The organism is Parasphingorhabdus sp. NYA22 (genome assembly GCF_976973735.1).
This window is the reverse complement of record NZ_OZ333477.1, coordinates 748,664-768,703: the sequence shown is the minus strand read 5'-3', so window position 1 is coordinate 768,703 and position 20,040 is coordinate 748,664. Positions and strand designations below refer to the sequence as shown.

Here is a 20,040-nt window from a genome sequence, read left to right as displayed (position 1 = left end):
ACCAAAATCTGATCTCCATTCATTGGAAATATTCATGCCTGTGGCCCGTAAGCCAGAGTCCATTTTGCTGTTCGTCGCCTTCATCGTGTTCATCGACATGATGGGCATCGGTCTGATATTACCCGTCATGCCATCGCTGATCGAGGGGATCACCGGCACAACGATCGATCGCGCCGCCGAAATCGGTGGCTGGCTGCTATTCGCCTATGCGATGATGCAATTTCTGTTCGCCCCGATCATTGGCGGCCTGAGCGACAGATTCGGCCGCCGGCCGGTGTTGCTGGTAACACTGTTTCTGCTCGGACTTGATTATGCGATCATGGCCTGGGCACCGACATTGATCTGGCTGTTCATCGGCCGGATATTGTCCGGGATCATGGGGGCGAGCTGGGCCGCTGCCAATAGCTGCGTCGCCGATGTGACATCGCCTGCGGAGCGCGGCAAATATTTCGGCATCCTGGGCGGTGCTGGCGCAATGGGCTTTGTCCTCGGCCCCGGCATCGGCGGTGTGCTGGGCGAATATGGTGACCGGTTGCCGTTTATCGCCGCATCAATTCTTGCTCTGGTCGGGACCGGTGTCGGCATAATTATATTGAAGGAAACACTGCCGAAGCAGAAGCGTCGGCCCTTTTCGATCACCCGGGCCAATCCGATGGGAAGCATCATGCAGATGAGCAAAACCCCGCTCGTCCTCGGCTTTCTGTCGACCATATTCGTGCTCCAGCTGGCGGCGCAGGCGCAGATTGCGATATGGGCTTACTGGCTGATCGAGCGGTTTGACTGGAGCATCTTGAAAATCGGGCTGAGCGTCGCCCTGTTCGGCATATTGCTCGCGCTGGTCCAGGGCATATTGACCGGACCACTGATCAACAGGCTTGGCGAAAGACGAGCTGGCCAGTTCGGCTTGCTGTTCGGGATCCCCGCCTATCTGATCTTCGCCTTCGCGCCCAATGACTGGTTTGTATTTCTGGGCATCATCGTTGGAGCGGCAAGCGGCTTTGCCTTTCCGGCGATGCAACAGATGATGAGCAGCCGGATCAGCGAGGATGCGCAAGGTGAATTGCAGGGATCCATTGCCAGCACGATCAGCCTGACCTCGATCATCGGCCCCGTGATGATGACCGGCGTATTCGGGGCTTATGCCGACAAGGAAGGCCTCTATTTTCCCGGCGCGCCCTTCATTCTGGGCGCCGCGCTGATGGTCGTTTCCATATTGATATACGCGGTCACCACCCGTCGCCACTATTCGGCCGCAGATACCGCCTGAGCCGGATTGTCGCTGAACAAGCCGTCGATGCCCGTCGCGAGGAAGGCACGGATTTCGCCTTGCAGGTCGCCCGGCTCGCGCGGATCGATGCCGCTCTTGAAATCGGTCGCCAGAAAGTAATTTTCGCGGCGGAAGGTCCATGGATGAACCATCAGGCCGGCCTTGTGCGCAGCCTCGACCAGCCCGGTCGGCTCGCCCAGTTGGCCAATGCCGTTTCGACCGATCACCATATCTTTTGACGGTCCGATCCCGACGGCATAGTTGGCCACGTCCTTCAAACCCGCCGCCGTGACCATGGATGCATAGCTTTGTCCAGCCATGTCCGGCGGCCCGCCTTCGCTCGCCACCAGCTGCACCAGCCGGACGTCGGTTTTTCTGGCCAGTGCCTTCAGATTGCCGACCTCGAACGACTGGATGAACACCGGATCATCCTTGCCATCATAGCCATATTGTTTGAGCAATTTGAGCATTGGTTCGTCATGGCCCCGTCCCAGCGCGTTAAAGTAGCTGGGATGCTTGGTTTCCGGATAGACGCCAATCCGCTTGCCACTTTTGGCACCATGCGCTTCGAGCAATTGCAGTATTTCCTCGAAAGTCGGAATTTCGAAGCGGCCATCATATTGCATATTCGCCGCCCGCAGATCGGGCAGCCGCTCCTTCGCGCGCAATGTCTTCAGTTCGGCGAGGGTGAAATCTTCGGTGTACCAGCCGTCATGCTCCGTGCCGTCGATCGTCTTGATGGTCTTGCGACCGGCAAATTCCGGCCTGTCGGCGACATCCGTGGTATCGCTGATGTCATTTTCATGCCGGGCCACCAATATGCCGTCGCTGGTCAGCACCAGATCGGGTTCGATAAAATCCGCGCCCTGCTCGATCGCCAGTTGATAGGCAGCCAGCGTATGTTCCGGTCGCTCCCCGCTGGCACCGCGATGGGCGATGATAATCGGAGGCTCTCCGGTCAATGTCGCTATATTCATCTTGGATTCTCCCGCCTGCTCCATCCCTGCTCCGCATCCGGCGAGCGCCAGCGCGAACAGTATCAAAAGAACAGGCCGGACGCGCATCGCTAACCGACCTCGACGCCGTTCCAGAAGGCGATCCGCCCCTCTATTTCGGCGGCAGCTTCTTTCGGCGCGGGATAGAACCAGGCTGCGTCCTCGTTGATCTCGCCCTCGACGATCAGGCTATGATAGGACGCGTCGCCTTTCCAGGGGCAGTGGCTGGTCTTGTCGCTATACATCAGATATTTCGACCAGACGGAATCGCGCGGAAAATAATGATTGCCCTCGACCATCACTATATCATCGCTGTCCGCTATCACCGCACCATTCCATTTTGCCTGAACCATGATCCTGTCACCTTATATCTAAACCGGGCGGGGCCAACAAAGTTTATCAGCGCCATCCCTAATATTTCCGAAGCCAGCAAAGGCATTCGACAATCAGGGTAAAATGGATAATCGCTACTGGCTATACGGCCATAAGGGCGGCTGGATTGCCGAGGGTTTCGCGCAACACGGCAATTTCAGCCAACCGGCAGCCCTAGCTGTTGCGCGCCGTCAGGCCCGCAGCTTCATAATCCGATGCCTTGAAACCGACGACCAGCTCGTCGCAATGTTCCAGCACCGGCCGTTTGATCATGCTCGGATTTTCCGCCATCACCATCACCGCGGTATCGTCGCCGATATTTTCCTTCACCATGTCGGGCAGCTTGCGGAACGTCGTACCGCGCTTGTTGACCAGCGCCTCCCAGCCTACCATCATCACCCACATTTCGAGCTTTTCCTTGCTGATGCCGGACTTCTTATAGTCGTGAAAAACATAGTTGATGCCGTTGCGTTCCATCCAGTTGCGCGCCTTCTTGACGGTGTCGCAATTGGATATGCCGTACATCTTGGTTTCGTTACTCATGGGTCTGGTCCTGTTTCTGCTGCGCTTTGAGCCAGAGACAGATGTCATTGACCGGACATCGGTCACATTTGGGGCTCCGGGAAGTGCAGATTCGCTTCCCGAACTGAATTAGCCAGAAATGGCCGTCGCGCAAGGCCCAATCGGGACTGCGCGCTTCCAGCTGTTGCGCGGTCTTGTCCGCAGTCTTCGCATCGGTCAGGCCAATCCGGTTGCAAACCCGGTGCACATGGGTGTCCACGGCGATCACATCGGCGCCAAAGGTGAAGCTCATTACTATATCCGCGCATTTCCGGCCGATGCCCGGCATCGATAACAAACCTTCCCGCGTATTCGGCACGACACCGCCATGTTCCGCAAGCAAATGCTCGCAAAATCTACGGATGTTCCGGGTTTTCATATTATAAAGCCCGCAAGGTTTGATCGCCGCGGCAATATCGCGGTCGTCCAGCGCCAGCATGTCTTCCGGCGTTTGCGCGAGCGCGAATAGAGCGCTGGCGGCCCTGGCGGTGTTGCGGTCCAGCGACTGGGCCGAGAGCATGCAGGAAATGCAGGACCGAAAAGCGTCGGGCTGGCCTTTGGGGCCCTTGGCATCTTTCGTGCGCCCCGGCATCGCTTCCGAAAGGCGGCGATATACGGTTTCGACCTGCTCATCATTTATCATAAGGGCGCACCCGTCTCGCAATCAGCCCGCACCGGACAGGACGGACAATCCGGTCGTTTCGGGCGGCAAAACGTCTGGGCGAGGCGTTTTCCCAAAAGATGGTGCTCGTCCAGATCCTCCGCTGACCATTCAGGCGGCAATAGCGGCATCAGCTCGTCATAAGCGCGCGTTGTATCGGCCTTGGGCGCCGCCAGCCCCATGCGCTGCACCACCCGGCGATGGCCGGAATCAAGCACCAGTGCTTTGCGATTGAAGTGACTGGTGTTCATGATGCCGGCACTGATCTTCCGCGCGATCCCCGGCAAAGTCTCCAGCCAGTCCATGGCATCCGCCGTCTCCATGGTTTCAAGATGGTCCAGACTGGCCTTGCCACACTGCGCGATAATTTCCTGCAGACAGGCCTTTAGCCGCTCCGCCGCCATCGCCGGAAACGTCGCGGTTTGCAGCTTGGCCTTCAATTCCTCGAGAGGCGCCTCCGCGGCGCGCTCCCACGAGCCATATTCAGCGATCAATCGATCCGCATTATCATTGGACACAGCAGTTTTCGCGCGCGCGCCGATAACGCCTTGCACCAATGCCCACATCGGATCACGGCGCTTGTCATCGGGCCGGATCACCCGGCCAAACTGCGCGATCAACCTGCTGTGCATCCGGCGCAATATGGCGGTGCGATGATCGGGACCCAGGTCTAGTTGCATCACCGGAATATGGGTAAGCCGCTCGTCAGTGGCAAGCCTCCACACGGGTTACTCACAGCGGTTTCCGGTGCTAGGCCTTCACATAGCCTTCGGACAATTGGCGGATTTCATGATCCGGGTCAAACCACGGCGCGCCATCCGAACGCCAGATATGGGCATCGGGCCTTTGCGTGATTTCCGTATCAACACAGCCCATTCTCAGAAGAACCATATTCGCCTCCCGCCGCTCCGCAATCAATTGTGACCCGCAGCGCGTGCAGAAATAGCGGTTCTTCCCCGGTGATGATTCGAAGCTGTTCCGGACCTCTTCACCGCTAGTCCATCTAAAAGCGCCATGCGCGATCGGCATAACGCTGGAAAAGGCGGCGCTATGGGCCTTCCGGCAGGTCTGGCAATGACAGTGAATGATCGGCCCATTGTCACAATCCGCTTCATAGGTGACCGATCCGCAAAGACAGCTTCCCTTGATCATTTTCGCTTCCTTCCGCGCGCCAGATTAAATCAGATATCGACGACAATCTTGCCGAAATGCTTGCCCGATTCCTGATGGCGGAAAGCATCGCCGAGATCGGCGAGCGGGAAAGACTTGTCGAGCACCGGCTTCAGGCCATTGGCCTCGATCGCTGCGATCATGTCCTGCTGCTGCGCCCGGCTACCGACGGTCAGGCCCTGCACGCGCAGGTTTTTCGCCATCAGCAGCGCTGTCTGCACGGGTCCGGCAAAACCGGTCAGCACACCGATCAGCGCGACATGGCCGCCAATGCGCGTCGCCATCATCGACTGGTCGAGCGTACCCGGCCCGCCGATTTCAACAACGCAATCGACGCCCTTGCCGCCGGTCAGTTCGAGCACCTTCGGCCCCCAGGCCTCGACTTCCTTGTAATTGATCAGATGATCGGCGCCGAGTTCCTTCAGCCGCTTCAGCTTCTCGTTGGACGAAGAGGTCGCGATCACCGTCGCGCCGGCCGCCTTGGCAAATTGCAGCGCGAAGATCGAGACGCCGCCGGTGCCCTGCACCAGCACCGTGTCACCCGGCTTCACGCAGCCATCAACGAACAGGGCCCGCCATGCGGTCAGGCCGGCGCAGGTCAGGGTCGCAGCCTCGGCGGCGCTATAGCCCTCGGGTGCCTTGGTCCACGCAGTGGCGAGGCCGACCGCCTGCTCGACCGCATAGCCGTCAATGCCATCGCCGGGCACGCGCTTGAAACCGCCTTCGGGCGGCGCACCGTCGATCCATTCGGGAAAGAAGGTCGAGACCACCATATCGCCCACCGCAAATTCGCTGACGCCATCACCCACCGCAGTGACTTCACCGGCGCCATCGGACATCGGGATGCGGTTTTCGGCGGTCGGGATCATCCCCTTGACCACCGCATAGTCATGATAGTTGAGGCTGGAAGCGCGCAACCGCACCGAGATTTCGCCGGGTCCCGGCGCTGCCGGATCGGGCAGATCGACCAGCTTGAGATTGTCGAGCGAAGCGGGGGCGTGCAGTTGAATGGCTTTCATGGCGAGTCTCTCCTGAATTTAATTGTCTGATTAAAGTCAGGTCTAGTGTCGCGGCGGCGGGTGGTCAACAACTGCCGGACCAGGCCCGCTCTCTTGACAAAAGGTCACTTAGGTGTCATTTTGACACCATGGCAAAGACGATCAAGATTGACGACGAACTGATGGAAGTCATCGGCCGCGAAGCCGAGATGATGAGCCGCTCGCTGGCCGGGCAAGTCCGCCACTGGGTGCGAATCGGGATGAGCATCGAGAAATCCCGTTTCTTCGACCAGTCGCGGGTCGTAGAGGCATTAAGCGGGAAATTGGCTCCCGACGCGCTGACCGCCGGTGAACAGGAAGCCTATATCGACGGTCTGCTTGATGCGGCACGCTCCGGCACGGTCGAGCAGCGCAAATTCTTCGCCGGACGCAAGGCAGAAGGGCTGGGAGTTGGACTGCGCGACGGCAAGATTAGCCGGGAAAGCGATCCCGCCAACTGATGGCCATCGTCGCCGGCCGCCCGACCTTGTTCCTGATCGCCGGACCCAACGGCGCCGGCAAGTCGACCTTTTACGAGACCGTACTGGCACCGCGCATCGCCGCGCCCTTCATCAACGCCGACATCATCCAGCGCGACGAGCTTGCCGATCCCTCGCCCGAAGCCTCCTACCGCGCCGCGGAAATTGCCGAGCAGAGGCGCCGCGACCATATGGCGGCGGGCCAGTCGTTCGTCATGGAAACCGTATTCTCGCATCCCTCGAAACTGGAACTGTTGCAGGACGCGCGCGATGCCGGATATCGCATCATCGTGTTTCACTTGGTTCTGGCTTCCGCCGATCTGGCGGTGACCCGCGTTGCTGCACGCATCGAAGAAGGCGGTCATTCGGTGCCGGACGAAAAGGTCCGCCAGAGATTCACCCGCAACATCCCCTTGATCCGTGAAGCCGCAATGCTCGCCGACCGCGCCATGATCTTCGACGCCTCGGCGCTCAACGAGCGGCCGGTGATGCTACTGGAACTGGTGCAAGGACAGGTGGCGCGAAGGGCCGGTGAAGTACCGGATTGGTTTGAAGGGGTTTACTGGGATCTGGTTTGAATTGAGGTAGAATTGCTTGAGACCGGCCGACGATACACCCCGTTCGTCCTGAGCCTGTCGAAGGACCTGATGCGCGCGTATGCTGATCCTCGTCACCCTCAACTAGTTACCGGGTCCATTTCTATGGTCTTGCTGGCGGTGATCGTGTCACAATAGATACTGAAACGAGTTCGGTATGACGATTTTTCTGAAACCTGATTGTTAGTAATTTTTCCTGAAAAATCGCCAGAACCAATGACCTAAGCAAACAATAATCAACGCAGCCATCATCCAAACCAATTGGTAAAGTCCGCCCAACCCGAGCCATGGGTGTACGTGATCTTCACCTAACAATTGAATCATTCTAAAAATGGGAGGAACAAAAATGAGTAACTGCACAAGGAGCAAATAAGGCAGCCACTGACGCGGTAATTTCAACGCGGCTACTACAAAAATGACCACCGGGATGAGAAATATTTTATCGCTATTACATTGGTCGAACGAATAAAAATATCGGGCCCATCCGGGAAACATTCGTTCCACCAAGATTGACATTGCAATCAAGTAACTAATGGGAATGCTAATTCCCAAAAACCTTAGCAAGCGGCCCACCTAGGCGCGGCTCCTCACGTCGCCAAATAAATCGGGCGTGCATCCCCCGGATGCCCGCTCTTTCCGATTTATTCCCACTCAATAGTCCCAGGCGGCTTGCTGGTATAATCATAAACCACCCGGTTGATCCCCTTCACCTCGTTGACGATCCGCGTCGATACGCGGGTCAGGAAGCTGGCGTCGAAAGGGTAGACGTCGGCGGTCATGCCGTCGGTGCTGGTGACGGCACGCAGGCCGCAAACGTTATCGTAGGTGCGCTGGTCGCCCATTACGCCGACGGTCTTGACCGGCAGCAATACGGCGAAGGCCTGCCAGATCGCGTCATATAATCCGGCGCTGCGGATTTCCTCAAGATAGATCGCATCCGCCTTGCGCAATATATCGCAGCGTTCCTTGGTCACTTCGCCGGGAATGCGGATCGCGAGGCCCGGTCCGGGGAAAGGATGCCGTCCGACAAACTGGTCGTTCAGGCCAAGCTCGCGACCGAGATCGCGGACCTCGTCCTTGAACAATTCGCGCAACGGTTCGACCAGCTTCATGTTCATGCGTTCCGGAAGCCCGCCAACATTATGGTGCGACTTGATCGTCACGCTCGGCCCGCCGGTGAACGAAACGCTCTCGATCACATCCGGATAAAGCGTGCCCTGGGCCAGGAAATCCGCGCCGCCGACACGGGCCGATTCCTCGTCGAACACTTCGATAAATTCGCCGCCGATAAATTTGCGTTTCTTCTCGGGGTCAGAGACACCGGCAAGGCCCTTCATGAAACGTGCCTCGGCATCAACCACAACCAGCGGGATATTATAATGGTCGCGGAACAGGGTTTCGACCTGCTCGCGCTCGTTCATCCGCAGCAGGCCATGATCGACAAAGACGCAGGTCAGCTGGTCGCCAATCGCTTCGTGAATCAGGATCGCCGCCACCGAACTGTCGACGCCGCCGGACAGGCCGCAAATGACTTTCTTGTCGCCAACCTGTTCGCGGATTTCGGCGATCTTGGCGTCCTTATATTCCGCCATCGTCCAGTCGCCGGCACAGCCGCAGACATGACGGACGAAATTGGCGATCATCTTGCCGCCGTCGGGCGTGTGCACAACCTCGGGGTGGAACTGCGTGCCATAATAGCGCCGCTCGTCATCGGCGATCAGCGCGAAAGGCGCGCCTTCGGTGGTCGCGACAATCCGGAAGCCCGGCGCGAATTCGGTGACCTTGTCACCGTGGCTCATCCACACCTGATGCCGCTCGCCGACCTTCCAGAGGCCATCGAACAAGACGCATTCTTCGCTAATCTCGATGAAGGCCCGGCCAAATTCGCCGCCAAATTCACCGCCGGCACCCGATTCCACCGTGCCGCCAAGCTGGTGCGTCATCACCTGCTGGCCATAGCAGATGCCGAGGATCGGCAGGCCGCTTTCGAAAATCACATCCGGCGCGCGCGGGCTGCCTTCGTCGGGCACCCCGGCGGGCGATCCCGACAGGATGATTCCTTTGGGTTTCAGCCGGTGAAAGGCCTCTTCCGCAGTGTTGAACGGAGCGATCTCCGAATAGACTCCCGCCTCGCGCACCCGGCGGGCGATAAGCTGCGTGACCTGAGAGCCGAAATCGACGATCAGAATGGTTTCTTCATGAGCTATGGACATGGCTTAGGCGCTTAGTGGGCCGCCCCTTTTGAGTCTAGTGCCTTTGTCGAATGTCGCCGCAAAAGCCGGCCCGCCTCAGCCCGTAGCAAGTTCGCCGAGGAATACCGCCAATATCACGCCGATTGCCGTGGCGACACCGGCCATATGCTGATCCTCTTTATAGGCTTTAGGGAAAACCTCGGTGGCGAGCGAGGCGACCACCGCGCCAGCGGCGAAACAGCGGGTCGCGGCCAGCACATGCGGGGAAACGCCTTCCAGCGCGAAATATCCGATGATCGCTGCGGCTGACAAGATCAGCGCGGTCATCGCCCAGAGCCCCAGCGTTTTGCCCCTGGACAGCCCGTTGCTGACCATCTGCTTGGCCCCGCCTGCGGCTTCGGGAAGGTTGGACAGCAGGATCGATCCGGCCAGCGCCGCCACTTCAATCGGCGCCGCCCCGATCAGAGCGACCCCGAGCGCCAGATTTTCCGGCACACCGTCGAGCGTGATCGCCGCCAGCAAGCCACCGCCGCCTTCCGCTCCCCATTTTTCATCAATCCAGTAATCGACGACGGAGAATACAGTCGCTCCGGCCGCAACCGAGCCCAGCCCGACCCAGAGATTGCTTTGCTCGACGGCGGGCTGGATCATCTCGCTGACCAGCGAAACAATCAGCGCACCGCCGGCCAGGGCAATGACAAAGCCTTCGGTCTTGCTCGATATTTTGCCGTAAACGCCCCAGAGCGCGCCCGCTATCAGCGCCGCCGAAACCACCACCACGACAAGAAAGGTCATCAACATGGATCGGTAACGCCCCTCTTCAAACTAGGTTGCCTCGACAAAATAGCCGAGCGGTGCCCCTGCCTGCGCGGGGGCACATTCTACCCCTCGACCATATCCCGCAACTCTGTCTTCAATATCTTGCCTATATGACTGCGCGGCAATTCGTCGATCAGACGAAGCTCGGAGACCCGCTGGGTCTTGCCGAGATTCGCGTTGGTAGCGGCCTTCAGCGCCTCCAGGTCCAGCGTCACCCCGGCATCGGCGACCACAAAACCGACCGGCGTCTCGCCCCATTGCCGCGAAGCCACACCGATCACGGCGGCATCGGCGACACCCGGCTGCGCCATCAGCGCTTCTTCCAGATCGCGCGGATAGATATTGAAGCCGCCCGAGATGATCATGTCCTTGGTCCGGCCCATCAGGGTGATGAAGCCATCCTCGTCGACCTTGCCGATATCGCCCATCCGCTGCCAGCGGTCGCCGTTCTCGTCATACCAGCTGGCTTCCTCGGTCTTCTCCGGCTGGTTCTTGTAGCCCGACATCATCGTCTGCGACCGGCCGACCAGCTCGCCCATTTCACCAGCGGGCAGACGGTTGAGCTGCTCGTCGATCGTAATAACCTCGCTGCCGCCCCAGGCGATGCCGACCGTGTGCAATTTGTCGGGATGCTCGTGGCACAGCAACAGACAGACCACGCCGCCCTCGGTCATCGAATAAATCTCGATCAGCCCGCCCGGCATGCGCTTCAGCACTTCCGCCTTGAGCTCCGCAGAGAAAGGCGCGCTGGTGCAATATTTATGCGTCATGGCACTCAGATCGAAATCGTCAAAACCTTCGAAATCCATCAGCCGCTGATATTGGACCGGCACCAGCATCGTGTGGCTGGCACGATGTTCCTGCGCCAGTTCCAGCCAGCGCTGGCAATCGAACTTGCCCATCAGCACCAGCGTCCCGCCATAGGCAATGGTCGGCGTGAGCAGCGCCAGCGTCGTATTCGAATAGAGCGGCGTCGATAGCAATGTGACCTGCCCCGGCTGACCATAGCCGGTCGCCTCACCCACCGCCGCATGATACCAGCGCATCTGGCGGCTGTGGACAATGCCCTTGGGCGTGCCGGTGGTGCCGCTGGAATAGATGATATTATAGGGGTCTTTCGGGCCGGCACCTAAGTCGGCCGGCGTCGCACCGTCGCCTGCCATCCAGTCGAGGATCATCGGTGCGTTGTCTGTTGCCTGGTCCAGCATGACATGTTTGAGCGCAGGCAATTTTTCGCCACTCTCCAGCAGTTCGGCACGCTTGGCACTATCGATAAACAGATGCATCGCGCCGCTGTCCGCCATCATGTTCGCCAACTGCGTCGGTGTCGCCGAAGTGGTCAGCGGCGCCGCACAACCACCCGCAACAATCGCGCCGAGATAGGCGAGCGCATAACGCACCGTGGTCGTCCCGAGAATCGCAACCGCCTGCCCCTTCTGCAGACCATCCGCCTGCAACTGCGCCGCAATCCGGTTGACCTGCGCAGCCGTTTCAGCCCAGCTCAGTTTCTCATCACTGTCATCCAGCGCGATCCGGTCGGGCTGGTTGACGGCATGGGCGTTGATCAGATCAGCGAGATGGCCAAAGGGCTGCTCGAGATAGCGGGCGGGTTCTATATATTTCATCAAGCGATTAATTCCGCATATCGGCTCGAGATGCAATCGCTTTCGGCGCGGCTTGTTCTTTTGAACAGGTGGGGAAAATTTTCACGCGAAGACGCTAAGGCGCTAAGGGTGATGGTTATTGACGATGCGTTTGAGACCCAGTTTGAAGGTCGGTGCGCCGAAATTCATCAGTCGCGGCAGCCTAACCCGCGACCAGCACCACATAAGTGCTCTCGACCCAGCCGCTCTTGCACGGGCCGTCGTAATTGCGTTTGGCGCGCACCGGAGAGGATACGCCGCAATCGACGGGCGCGCTCGCCGCAAGATCGGCTGGCTTGTCGTAGACAATGCCGAACCATTGCTGGTCGATACTGCGGGTACAGATGTAAACGGTCTGGCCGGCGGCAAGGCTGTCGATTTTTTCGGCGGCGTCAAAGGGTGCGCTGAGCACCGGCAGCGATCCGCTGACATGGCGGCCGACTTCGCCGACCGACTGGCAGGCATCGAACCGCGGACCGCCCTCGCCGATGCGCACCGGCTTGGCCGTCGGCCCGGTCTCGACCCGCTCGGTCCTACCGGTCGGATTGTCGGTATAGGAGCTGCTTTCGGCCAGATCGTCGCTGACCTGGGTGGATTCGGAGCAGGCTGTGGTTGCCAGACATAAAAGGGAGACGGCGAGCAGGGTATTGTTCATGGCCATGGTTTAGCGCAAAAGCGGGGCCTTTGGGAAGCTGCGATTAAATTGGGGCAAGGATAGTCTCGGGGCTGAGCTGGTCGCAGCCAATTCCGTTGCCTTTCGCATCCAGCCCCCGACGAACATTGCTATACCGTTCGTGTTGAGCCTGTCGAAGCACCTGCGCGGTCTCCAGCGTCCTTCGACAAGCTCAGGACGAACGGTGCGCAGCCAGGCTACTGCGCGTTCAGCATGCACGGCGCATGTGGCAACATCGATGGGAATATACGATCCCTCACAGCACAATCTGCGTCTGCGTCACCACCGCCACCAACGTTCCGTCTTCCAGCGTAATTTTTGTCTGCCAGACCGACTGGCGTCGGCCGACCTTGAACGGCACTGCTTCGCCGTAGACGATGCTGCCCTCGGGCGCGGCGTTCAGGAAATTGGTTTTGCTTTCCGATGTCGTGGTGCCGTTCGATCCCTCGGGAAGATTGGCAAAACCGCCGAACGCGCCGAGCACATCGGCAAAGGTCATGACCGCGCCGCCATGGATGCTGGGACTGCCGCGCCCGTTTCCGGCGGTGCAGATTTCCGGTCGCACCAGCATCTCGCCGCGGACAAGGTCCTTGCCCATTTCGGTAATCGTGATGCCCATCGTTTTGGCAAAGGGCACCATATCGGCAGGATTGGTCATATATTGGTTCCTCTAGGTCATTTTCGGTCATCATTTTGCGCAAAAACGGGAATAAGATCCCTGTTTTGCACAAAGGCGCGACGTGACAAAGGGCTTTCCAGCATAGGCTTTCAGGCCTTCACCATCCCGTCATTTCCCACCCCTATCCATTTTGATAATCAAGGCTTTGTGCGATTATTGTCTTTCCAATCTCAAACCAATATAAAGCTCTGATTTGACGCGATTTTAATATCCCGAAATCCTACATTTCCCTTGGGTTTGCCGGTTCCAGCGGCTATGGTTGCGGCATGAATGACATCAGCAAAAACGAAATGCCGGAAGATGCTTCCAAATCTTCCAATCAAAACGAATATGGCGCGGATTCCATCAAGGTTCTTAAAGGCCTGGACGCGGTCCGCAAACGCCCCGGAATGTATATCGGTGACACCGATGACGGCAGCGGCCTGCATCACATGGTGTTCGAGGTATCGGATAACGCGATCGACGAGGCCCTCGCCGGCCATTGCGACCTGATATTGATCACCCTCAACGCCGACGGCAGCGTCTCGGTCGAGGACAATGGCCGCGGCATTCCAACCGGCATGCACACCGAAGAAGGCGTCTCGGCAGCCGAGGTCATCATGACCCAGCTGCACGCCGGCGGCAAGTTCGAGAATACCTCCGACGACAATGCCTACAAGGTCTCCGGCGGCCTCCACGGCGTCGGCGTATCGGTGGTCAACGCGCTATCGGAATGGCTGGAACTAGACATCTGGCGCGACGGCAAAGAGCATAATATGCGCTTTGAATTCGGCGATGCCGTAAGGCCGCTGAAGGTTGTCGGCGATGCCCCGGCCGCGGACAACAAGACCGGGTTCAAAAAGGGGACTAAAGTCACTTTCTTCCCGTCTCCCGCGACCTTCAAGATCACCGAATTCGATTTTGAAAAGCTCGAGCATCGCTACCGCGAACTCGCTTTCCTGAACAGCGGCGTGCACATCATATTGCGCGACGCGCGGCATGAAGAGGTGAAGGAAATCGACCTGTTCTACGAAGGCGGGATCGCTGCCTTTGTTCAATATCTCGACCGCAACAAGACGCCGCTGGTGCCAGAGCCGATCGCCATTCACGGCGACCGCGATGATGTCATCATCGACGTCGCGCTGGAATGGAACGACAGCTATTATGAAAATGTCCTCTGCTTCACCAACAATATCCCGCAGCGCGACGGCGGCACCCATCTGGCGGCCTTCCGCTCGGCGCTGACCCGGACGCTCAACAATTATGCCGAAAGCTCCGGCGCGCTCAAAAAAGAGAAGGTCAAGCTGACCGGCGACGACATGCGCGAAGGTCTGTCCGCCATCGTGTCGGTCAAACTGCCCGACCCGAAATTCGGCTCGCAGACCAAGGACAAGCTGGTCTCGTCCGAAGTGCGCCAGCCGCTGGAAAGCCTGATGGCTGACAAGCTAGCCGAATGGCTGGAAGAAAATCCGCAAAATGCCGCAATGGTCATCCAGAAGGTGATTGATGCCGCTGCTGCCCGCGAAGCGGCTAAAAAAGCGCGCGAGTTGACCCGGCGCAAAGGCGCGATGGATATCGCTTCACTGCCCGGCAAGCTTGCCGATTGCCGCGAAAAAGACGCGAGCAAATGCGAACTGTTCCTGGTGGAAGGGGACTCTGCTGGCGGATCGGCCAAACAAGGCCGCGACAGCATGTATCAGGCAATCCTGCCGCTCAAGGGCAAGATCCTCAACGTCGAACGGGCCCGCTTTGACCGGATGCTCTCGTCCAAAGAAGTCGGCACACTGATCCAGGCGATGGGCACCGGCATTGGCCGTGACGATTTCAATCTGGAAAAGCTGCGCTATCACAAGATCGTCATCATGACCGATGCTGACGTCGACGGCGCGCATATTCGAACCTTGCTGCTGACCTTCTTCTATCGGCAGATGCCAGAGATCATATTGAACGGTCATCTCTACATCGCCCAGCCACCGCTCTACAAAGTCGGCAAGGGCAAGAGCGAGGTCTATCTCAAGGACGACAATGCGCTCGACCAATATCTGGTAAATGCCGGACTGAGTGGCATGATCCTGCAAACAGCCGAAGGCGCGCGGAGCGGTGAAGACCTGCGCGGTCTGATCGAACATGCCCGCAGAATGCGCAGCCTGATGACTTATGTACCGCGGCGCTATGACAGCACCATTGTCGAGGGAATGGCGCTCACCGGCGCTCTCAATCCGGATCACGGCAATGCGGAACGGCAAGCCGCAGTCGACGCGACTGCTGCCTGGATGGACAAGGTTGACGAGGAAGGCCGCTGGTCGGGTCAGGTTTCCGAAGAAGGCGGCTATCTCTTCCAGCGTTTCTGGCGCGGCGTCACCGATCATCACATTATCGAAGCGAAATTTCTGGAAAGCGCCGAAGCCCGCAAACTCCACCGCCTTGCATCCGAAGAATCCGCGACCTATAATAGCGGCAGCCGGCTGGTCAAATCGACTGCCAGCGACGCGGAAACTGCGGACGAGGATGGCGTCGGGTCGGAAGGTACTTTGATCACCCGCCCCTCCGAACTGCTCGACACCGTCATGGCGGCAGGCCGCAAGGGCCTCGCCATTTCCCGCTACAAGGGTCTCGGCGAAATGAACGCCGAACAGCTTTGGGAAACGACCCTCGATCCCGAAGTGCGCTCGCTGCTTCAGGTGACCGTAGAACAGGCCGATGTGACCGATGATATCTTCACCAAGCTGATGGGCGAAGTGGTTGAACCGCGGCGCGAATTCATCGTCGACAATGCGTTGAACGTCGCCAATCTGGACGTTTAGCTTCGCCTGACCTTAGGCCTTTGGGCCATATGGCGAAGGAGCATTCTGTCGGTTAGATGTCTGCTGCAATGATGGCGAGACAGACATGACGCATAGCCTCGGTGACGAAGCAGGATCGATGAGCCACGTAACCGTCTGGTATGATGGCGCCTGCCCACTGTGCATCCGGGAAATCGCCCTGATGCGCAAACTGGACCGGCGCGACGCCATCACCTTCATCGACATCGCAACGCCAGCTGCATCCTGTCCGCTCGACCGGCAATTGATGCTCGACCGCTTTCACGCTTCGGAAGACGGGCAGATATTGTCAGGCGCGGCAGCCTTTGCCGCCATGTGGCGTGCCATCCCGGTCATGCAGCCACTGGGCCAGCTTGCCCGCATTCCGGGCGTGCTGCCGATCCTCGAAGCCCTGTACAAACAGTTCCTCAGGATCCGGCCGCACTTCCAGAAGCGGTTCAGGCCGATAGACTAGGGTCAGGACGCGGCGGCGACAGCCCCCATCATCAGTTCCTGATCCTTGCGGGTCGGATTGCCGCGCAGGCACAGCCCGCCGTTAACCTGCAAATTCTCGCCGGTCATGAAACATTCGTCGCTGGCCAGGAATACAGCAGCGGCAGCGATATCTTCGCTGGTTCCGATGCGACCGAGCGGATAGCGCGCTTCGAACGATTCAACCAGCCCCGGCACCTGATCGACACCGGCCGTCATCGGCGTCCGTGTGAGACCGGGTGAAATGCTGTTGGCTCTAATCCCGCGATCACCAAATTCATGGGCAACGCAGCGAATGATATGATCGGTGGCCGCTTTCGTGCCCATATAGGCGGCATGATCATTTAGCATGATCGTCGCGGTGGCCGAACTGATCTGGATGATCGATCCGCCGTCATCCATCGCCTTGATCATTTCCTGATAGAATTGGAATGGCCCGACCAGCTGCAGCGCCGACATCGTTTCCAGCTCTTCCTTGGTGTTTTCCAGGAAGGGTTTGAGAAAGCCCAGACCGGTCGCATTGATGGCAATATCAACGCCGCCCATCTTGCTTTTGGCGCTCTCGCCAAGAGCCTTGATATCCGCCTCATTGGTAAGATCACATAGCGCATAATGGCCGCCGAGTTCTTCAGCGAAACGTTTCAGTTCGTCCTCCTTGCGTCCAGCAACCAGCACGTCAGCGCCTTCATCGTGCAGGCGCTTGGCAATCACCTGCCCCATATTGTCCCGACCCGCAGCTCCCAAAACAACCGCTCTTTTTCCTTCTAGACGTCCCATGCAATCCGCTCCTTTGATTGATTTTCCGTGTCTTCTAACGGTCACTCTATGACCGTTGCCACTCTCATTATGGCTATTCATTAGCCGCAAAAGAAAAGGCCGGGTACAGCAAGCTGTCCCGGCCAGTTTAGATCAACAGGAAGTTAATCAGAATTTAAATGCAGCTTCCACAAAAACCTGGCGACCACGATTTTGTGTCCAGACTTCATCATCACCCACGCCTGGCTCGAGGAACGGACGACCTGCGCTGGTGTTGATCCAGATTTCGTCGGTCAAGTTTACGCCAACCAGGGACAATTTCCATTTCCCGTCTGGATCACCTACAGAAATCGAACCATCAATCGACACGTAGCTGTCCTGTACAGTGTCGGATGCTGAATCTTCGTTGGTGAAGTAAGAACCGCTATATTGAAGGTTACCGTTTAAGCCCACTTCCACGGCATCACCCATGGGTATGGTCCAATCAAATGCCGCATTCGCTGCAAATTTTGGAGCACGTGCTGCAGACCGGCCGTTAATATCTTCACCCGAGGTTGTCACAAACGGAGCGGTAAATTCTGCATCCGTATAAGCGACAGAACCGGAAAGGTTCAAACCTTGTACTGGTGTGCGCCATCCCCATTCAACATCAACACCCTGCGTCGTTAGCTGGCTGGCGTTGAAGGTCTGGAACTGAACCGCTGCGGCATCAAAATTCTGCACCTGAAGATCATCAAATACATAATAGAAAACCGAAGTGTTCAAAGTGATTGTACGGTCCGCAAACTGTGTCTTAACACCGATTTCGCCGCCCAATCCCGTTTCGGAATCAAATTTCAACGCATCCGCTACGCTCTGACGAACAGCCGGGTCCGGATCGTTAAATCCAAGCAGGCTGTTCGATGGCAGCGCGCTATTGTCGATGCCGCCCGATTTAAATCCGGTCTTGAAAGACGCATAGACGTTGATGTCCGGCGTCGCCTGATATTTGATCGATGCTTCTGGCGAGAAGTTCGAGTCCGAGAATTTGATCGGTCCCGAGAAGAAACCGCTGCTGATAAAGGCAGGCGTCGCGGACAGGAACGAATGAACATAAGGAACGCTGATCGTCGAAACCTTGCTTTCGTCGGTCCAACGCAAGCCGCCGGACAGCTGCAACTGGTCTGTCAAATCCAGTGTGGCACTGGCGAAAAATGATAGCGCTTCGGTTTTGGTATTCTGTTTTTTATACCAGTCATAAGTGAAGCCGGTGACCGGATCGGGCGCCACGAAAGAGATGTTCACACCCTGTTGTGATGTATTGAAATCAATATCTCTGGTTTCGTAAAATGCACCCAGCATGAAATTAAACATACCGTCAAAGTCACTGGTGATACGCAATTCCTGGGTATATTGCTCGGTCTTATTAACCGGGTCACTACAACCTGCGTTACCGGCAACACCAGGCGAAAGCTCACCGGTATAAGCATAACAATCGGTGTCTACTGCATCCAGGCTGAGATAACCGGACACCGATGACAATGTAAGCGTCTCGCTCAGATCAAGGTCCCACTTCAATCGGCCAAAGAAAATGTCCGTTTTGCCGAATGGTATGCCATTTTCAAAACTCGTATTGTCGCCACCGGAGCCGGTTGGAACATTGCTGACCAATGCGGCAGCGCCGTCTGACATGCCGTAAAGACCGTCAGTGGCATTACAATCCGCGTTGGAAGGAATAACGAGCGAACCAGACAGCAGGTAAACGGGATCGGCGACGCCATTGGCACCACAGCTTATGTCGGTATGGGAATCAGCACCATCACTTCTGTTTCTGACGTAGTTCAATTTCAGATTTGCGTTGAAATTATCAACTGGATCCCATTGCAGCGTTGCGCGACCGACAAAGTTGCTAAGACCCCGACTGTCTCTGAAAGTACCATCAGGATTGAACGCCGGCGTGCCGGGTTGAACTTTCACATAGTCTTCAATGTCCTGATACTGCCCCGCTACGCGAATACCGAGTGTGTCGGTGAGCGGTCCGGAGATATGGCCACCGATGGTGTAGCCATTTTCTTCAAATTCGTAAGAAGCCTTGCCAGCCACTTCCCATTCCCGGGTAGGGTTGGCGGAACGGATAGCGAAAACACCGGCAGACGCACTTTTACCGAAGAACAGCGATTGTGGTCCTTTCAAAATATCGATTTGCTCGACATCAAAAAAACCGGCCTGAACGATCCGCATGGTGCTGACCTGAACGCCGTCAAAATCAAATGCCACGGCAGAGTCAAATGAAGCGGAGATATTGGAAGAACCAACGCCTCTCAAGCTGATCTGACCACCGGAACCGGAACCACCGACCTGCACGTTGAGCGCGGGAACGCGGCTTACCACGTCAGCGATTTCATTGACCTGGAATTTTTCAAGCGTATCGGCGCCAATGGCGGTCACAGTCACCGGTACTTCTTGCAAGGATTCAGTTTGCTTACGGGCTACAACGGTGATCACGTTGCTGTCGTCCCACGCATCAGCGTCCTGCGCTAAAGCTGGCGTAGCAAGCCCGGCGAATGCCAAGGTTGCGACGGACCCCAATAATAGTGATTTGGCTGTCTTGCTTTCCAAGACTGAATTTTTATGTGACGGATCTCTGGTCATTGTTCTCTCCCTATGGTCGATGTTTTTCGGCTGAAGCCTGCTCGAAGATCGGTAGCGGTTATGCTCGCCTTCCATTGGCGCGGTCTTAAGCGTGAGTTCCGGATCGCTCTGCTAGCCAATTTGATAGCAAATGCGGAGAACTGTGATTTTTGCGCAACATTTGTTCGTTTTCTGCCATTAATCGGCAATGGCACTAGCGATAGTGCTAACGATAATAGGGATTGCACCGACCGATAT

19 protein-coding genes are annotated in these 20,040 nt (G+C 57.5%); 5 read left to right on the top strand and 14 right to left on the bottom strand.

Annotation, left to right across the window (positions count from 1 at the left end; translation table 11 throughout):
- The first annotated feature begins 40 nt into the window (after positions 1-40).
- Positions 41-1,267 carry a TCR/Tet family MFS transporter gene (locus ACWFTY_RS03775; protein WP_447526060.1) on the top strand — a complete coding sequence of 409 codons (1,227 nt, stop codon included), beginning with the start codon at positions 41-43 and terminating at the stop codon, positions 1,265-1,267.
- Here the strand turns inward: ACWFTY_RS03775 and ACWFTY_RS03770 are convergent.
- The 7 genes from ACWFTY_RS03770 to ACWFTY_RS03740 form a co-directional block, all read right to left on the bottom strand.
- Entirely contained in the window at positions 1,243-2,331 is a 1,089-nt protein-coding gene (locus tag ACWFTY_RS03770) for a glycerophosphodiester phosphodiesterase (protein ID WP_447526059.1), read from the bottom strand. The two genes, ACWFTY_RS03775 and ACWFTY_RS03770, sit on opposite strands and share 25 nt — an antisense overlap.
- Positions 2,332-2,333: 2 nt before the next feature.
- Positions 2,334-2,615: a DUF427 domain-containing protein gene (locus ACWFTY_RS03765; RefSeq protein WP_447526058.1), complete on the bottom strand. Its 282-nt coding sequence runs from the start codon at positions 2,613-2,615 to the stop codon at positions 2,334-2,336.
- Between the two features lie 193 nt (positions 2,616-2,808).
- Complete coding sequence (locus tag ACWFTY_RS03760; RefSeq protein ID WP_447526057.1) at positions 2,809-3,177, bottom strand: ArsC family reductase; 369 nt, start codon at positions 3,175-3,177, stop codon at positions 2,809-2,811.
- A complete protein-coding gene (locus ACWFTY_RS03755) occupies positions 3,170-3,838 on the bottom strand; it encodes an endonuclease III domain-containing protein (RefSeq protein ID WP_447526056.1) in 669 nt (222 codons plus the stop codon). Before ACWFTY_RS03755 ends, ACWFTY_RS03760 begins: the two co-directional genes overlap by 8 nt.
- Entirely contained in the window at positions 3,835-4,536 is a 702-nt protein-coding gene (locus tag ACWFTY_RS03750) for an endonuclease III domain-containing protein (RefSeq protein ID WP_447526055.1), read from the bottom strand. Before ACWFTY_RS03750 ends, ACWFTY_RS03755 begins: the two co-directional genes overlap by 4 nt.
- A 70-nt stretch (positions 4,537-4,606) precedes the next feature.
- Entirely contained in the window at positions 4,607-5,008 is a 402-nt protein-coding gene (locus ACWFTY_RS03745) for a GFA family protein (RefSeq protein WP_447526054.1), read from the bottom strand.
- A 29-nt stretch (positions 5,009-5,037) separates the two neighbouring features.
- Positions 5,038-6,045 carry a zinc-dependent alcohol dehydrogenase family protein gene (locus tag ACWFTY_RS03740; RefSeq protein WP_447526053.1) on the bottom strand — a complete coding sequence of 336 codons (1,008 nt, stop codon included), beginning with the start codon at positions 6,043-6,045 and terminating at the stop codon, positions 5,038-5,040.
- 128 nt (positions 6,046-6,173) lie between these two features.
- On the opposite strand from ACWFTY_RS03740, the gene ACWFTY_RS03735 reads away from it, so the two are divergent.
- Entirely contained in the window at positions 6,174-6,524 is a 351-nt protein-coding gene (locus ACWFTY_RS03735) for a TA system antitoxin ParD family protein (RefSeq protein WP_447526052.1), read from the top strand.
- The gene (locus ACWFTY_RS03730) at positions 6,524-7,120 is read left to right on the top strand and encodes a zeta toxin family protein (protein WP_447526051.1); all 597 of its coding nucleotides are present in this window, start codon (positions 6,524-6,526) and stop codon (positions 7,118-7,120) included. Before ACWFTY_RS03735 ends, ACWFTY_RS03730 begins: the two co-directional genes overlap by 1 nt.
- 659 nt (positions 7,121-7,779) lie before the next feature.
- Here ACWFTY_RS03730 and guaA read toward each other — a convergent pair.
- From guaA to ACWFTY_RS03705, 5 genes are all read right to left on the bottom strand, one after another.
- Positions 7,780-9,351: a glutamine-hydrolyzing GMP synthase gene (guaA, locus tag ACWFTY_RS03725; RefSeq protein WP_447526050.1), complete on the bottom strand. Its 1,572-nt coding sequence runs from the start codon at positions 9,349-9,351 to the stop codon at positions 7,780-7,782.
- A 75-nt stretch (positions 9,352-9,426) separates the two neighbouring features.
- The gene (locus ACWFTY_RS03720; RefSeq protein WP_447526049.1) at positions 9,427-10,131 is read right to left on the bottom strand and encodes a ZIP family metal transporter; all 705 of its coding nucleotides are present in this window, start codon (positions 10,129-10,131) and stop codon (positions 9,427-9,429) included.
- Positions 10,132-10,211: 80 nt separating this feature from the next.
- Positions 10,212-11,774 (bottom strand): class I adenylate-forming enzyme family protein, encoded by a 1,563-nt coding sequence (locus ACWFTY_RS03715; RefSeq protein WP_447526048.1) that lies wholly within the window; start codon positions 11,772-11,774, stop codon positions 10,212-10,214.
- Positions 11,775-11,955: 181 nt separating this feature from the next.
- Positions 11,956-12,447: a hypothetical protein gene (locus ACWFTY_RS03710; RefSeq protein WP_447526047.1), complete on the bottom strand. Its 492-nt coding sequence runs from the start codon at positions 12,445-12,447 to the stop codon at positions 11,956-11,958.
- 274 nt (positions 12,448-12,721) lie between these two features.
- Positions 12,722-13,123, bottom strand: coding sequence for a PaaI family thioesterase (locus ACWFTY_RS03705; protein WP_447526046.1), 402 nt, complete (start codon positions 13,121-13,123; stop codon positions 12,722-12,724).
- Positions 13,124-13,410: 287 nt separating this feature from the next.
- On the opposite strand from ACWFTY_RS03705, the gene gyrB reads away from it, so the two are divergent.
- Together gyrB and ACWFTY_RS03695 are read left to right on the top strand one after the other, a co-directional pair.
- Positions 13,411-15,927: a DNA topoisomerase (ATP-hydrolyzing) subunit B gene (gene gyrB, locus ACWFTY_RS03700; RefSeq protein WP_447526045.1), complete on the top strand. Its 2,517-nt coding sequence runs from the start codon at positions 13,411-13,413 to the stop codon at positions 15,925-15,927.
- Positions 15,928-16,012: 85 nt separating this feature from the next.
- Positions 16,013-16,399 (top strand): thiol-disulfide oxidoreductase DCC family protein, encoded by a 387-nt coding sequence (locus ACWFTY_RS03695; RefSeq protein ID WP_447526044.1) that lies wholly within the window; start codon positions 16,013-16,015, stop codon positions 16,397-16,399.
- Between the two features lie 2 nt (positions 16,400-16,401).
- Here ACWFTY_RS03695 and ACWFTY_RS03690 read toward each other — a convergent pair whose 3' ends face one another.
- The gene (locus ACWFTY_RS03690; protein ID WP_447526043.1) at positions 16,402-17,193 is read right to left on the bottom strand and encodes an SDR family oxidoreductase; all 792 of its coding nucleotides are present in this window, start codon (positions 17,191-17,193) and stop codon (positions 16,402-16,404) included.
- A gap of 147 nt (positions 17,194-17,340) precedes the next feature.
- The gene (locus ACWFTY_RS03685) at positions 17,341-19,803 is read right to left on the bottom strand and encodes a TonB-dependent receptor (protein ID WP_447526042.1); all 2,463 of its coding nucleotides are present in this window, start codon (positions 19,801-19,803) and stop codon (positions 17,341-17,343) included.
- Between the last annotated feature and the right edge of the window lie 237 nt (positions 19,804-20,040).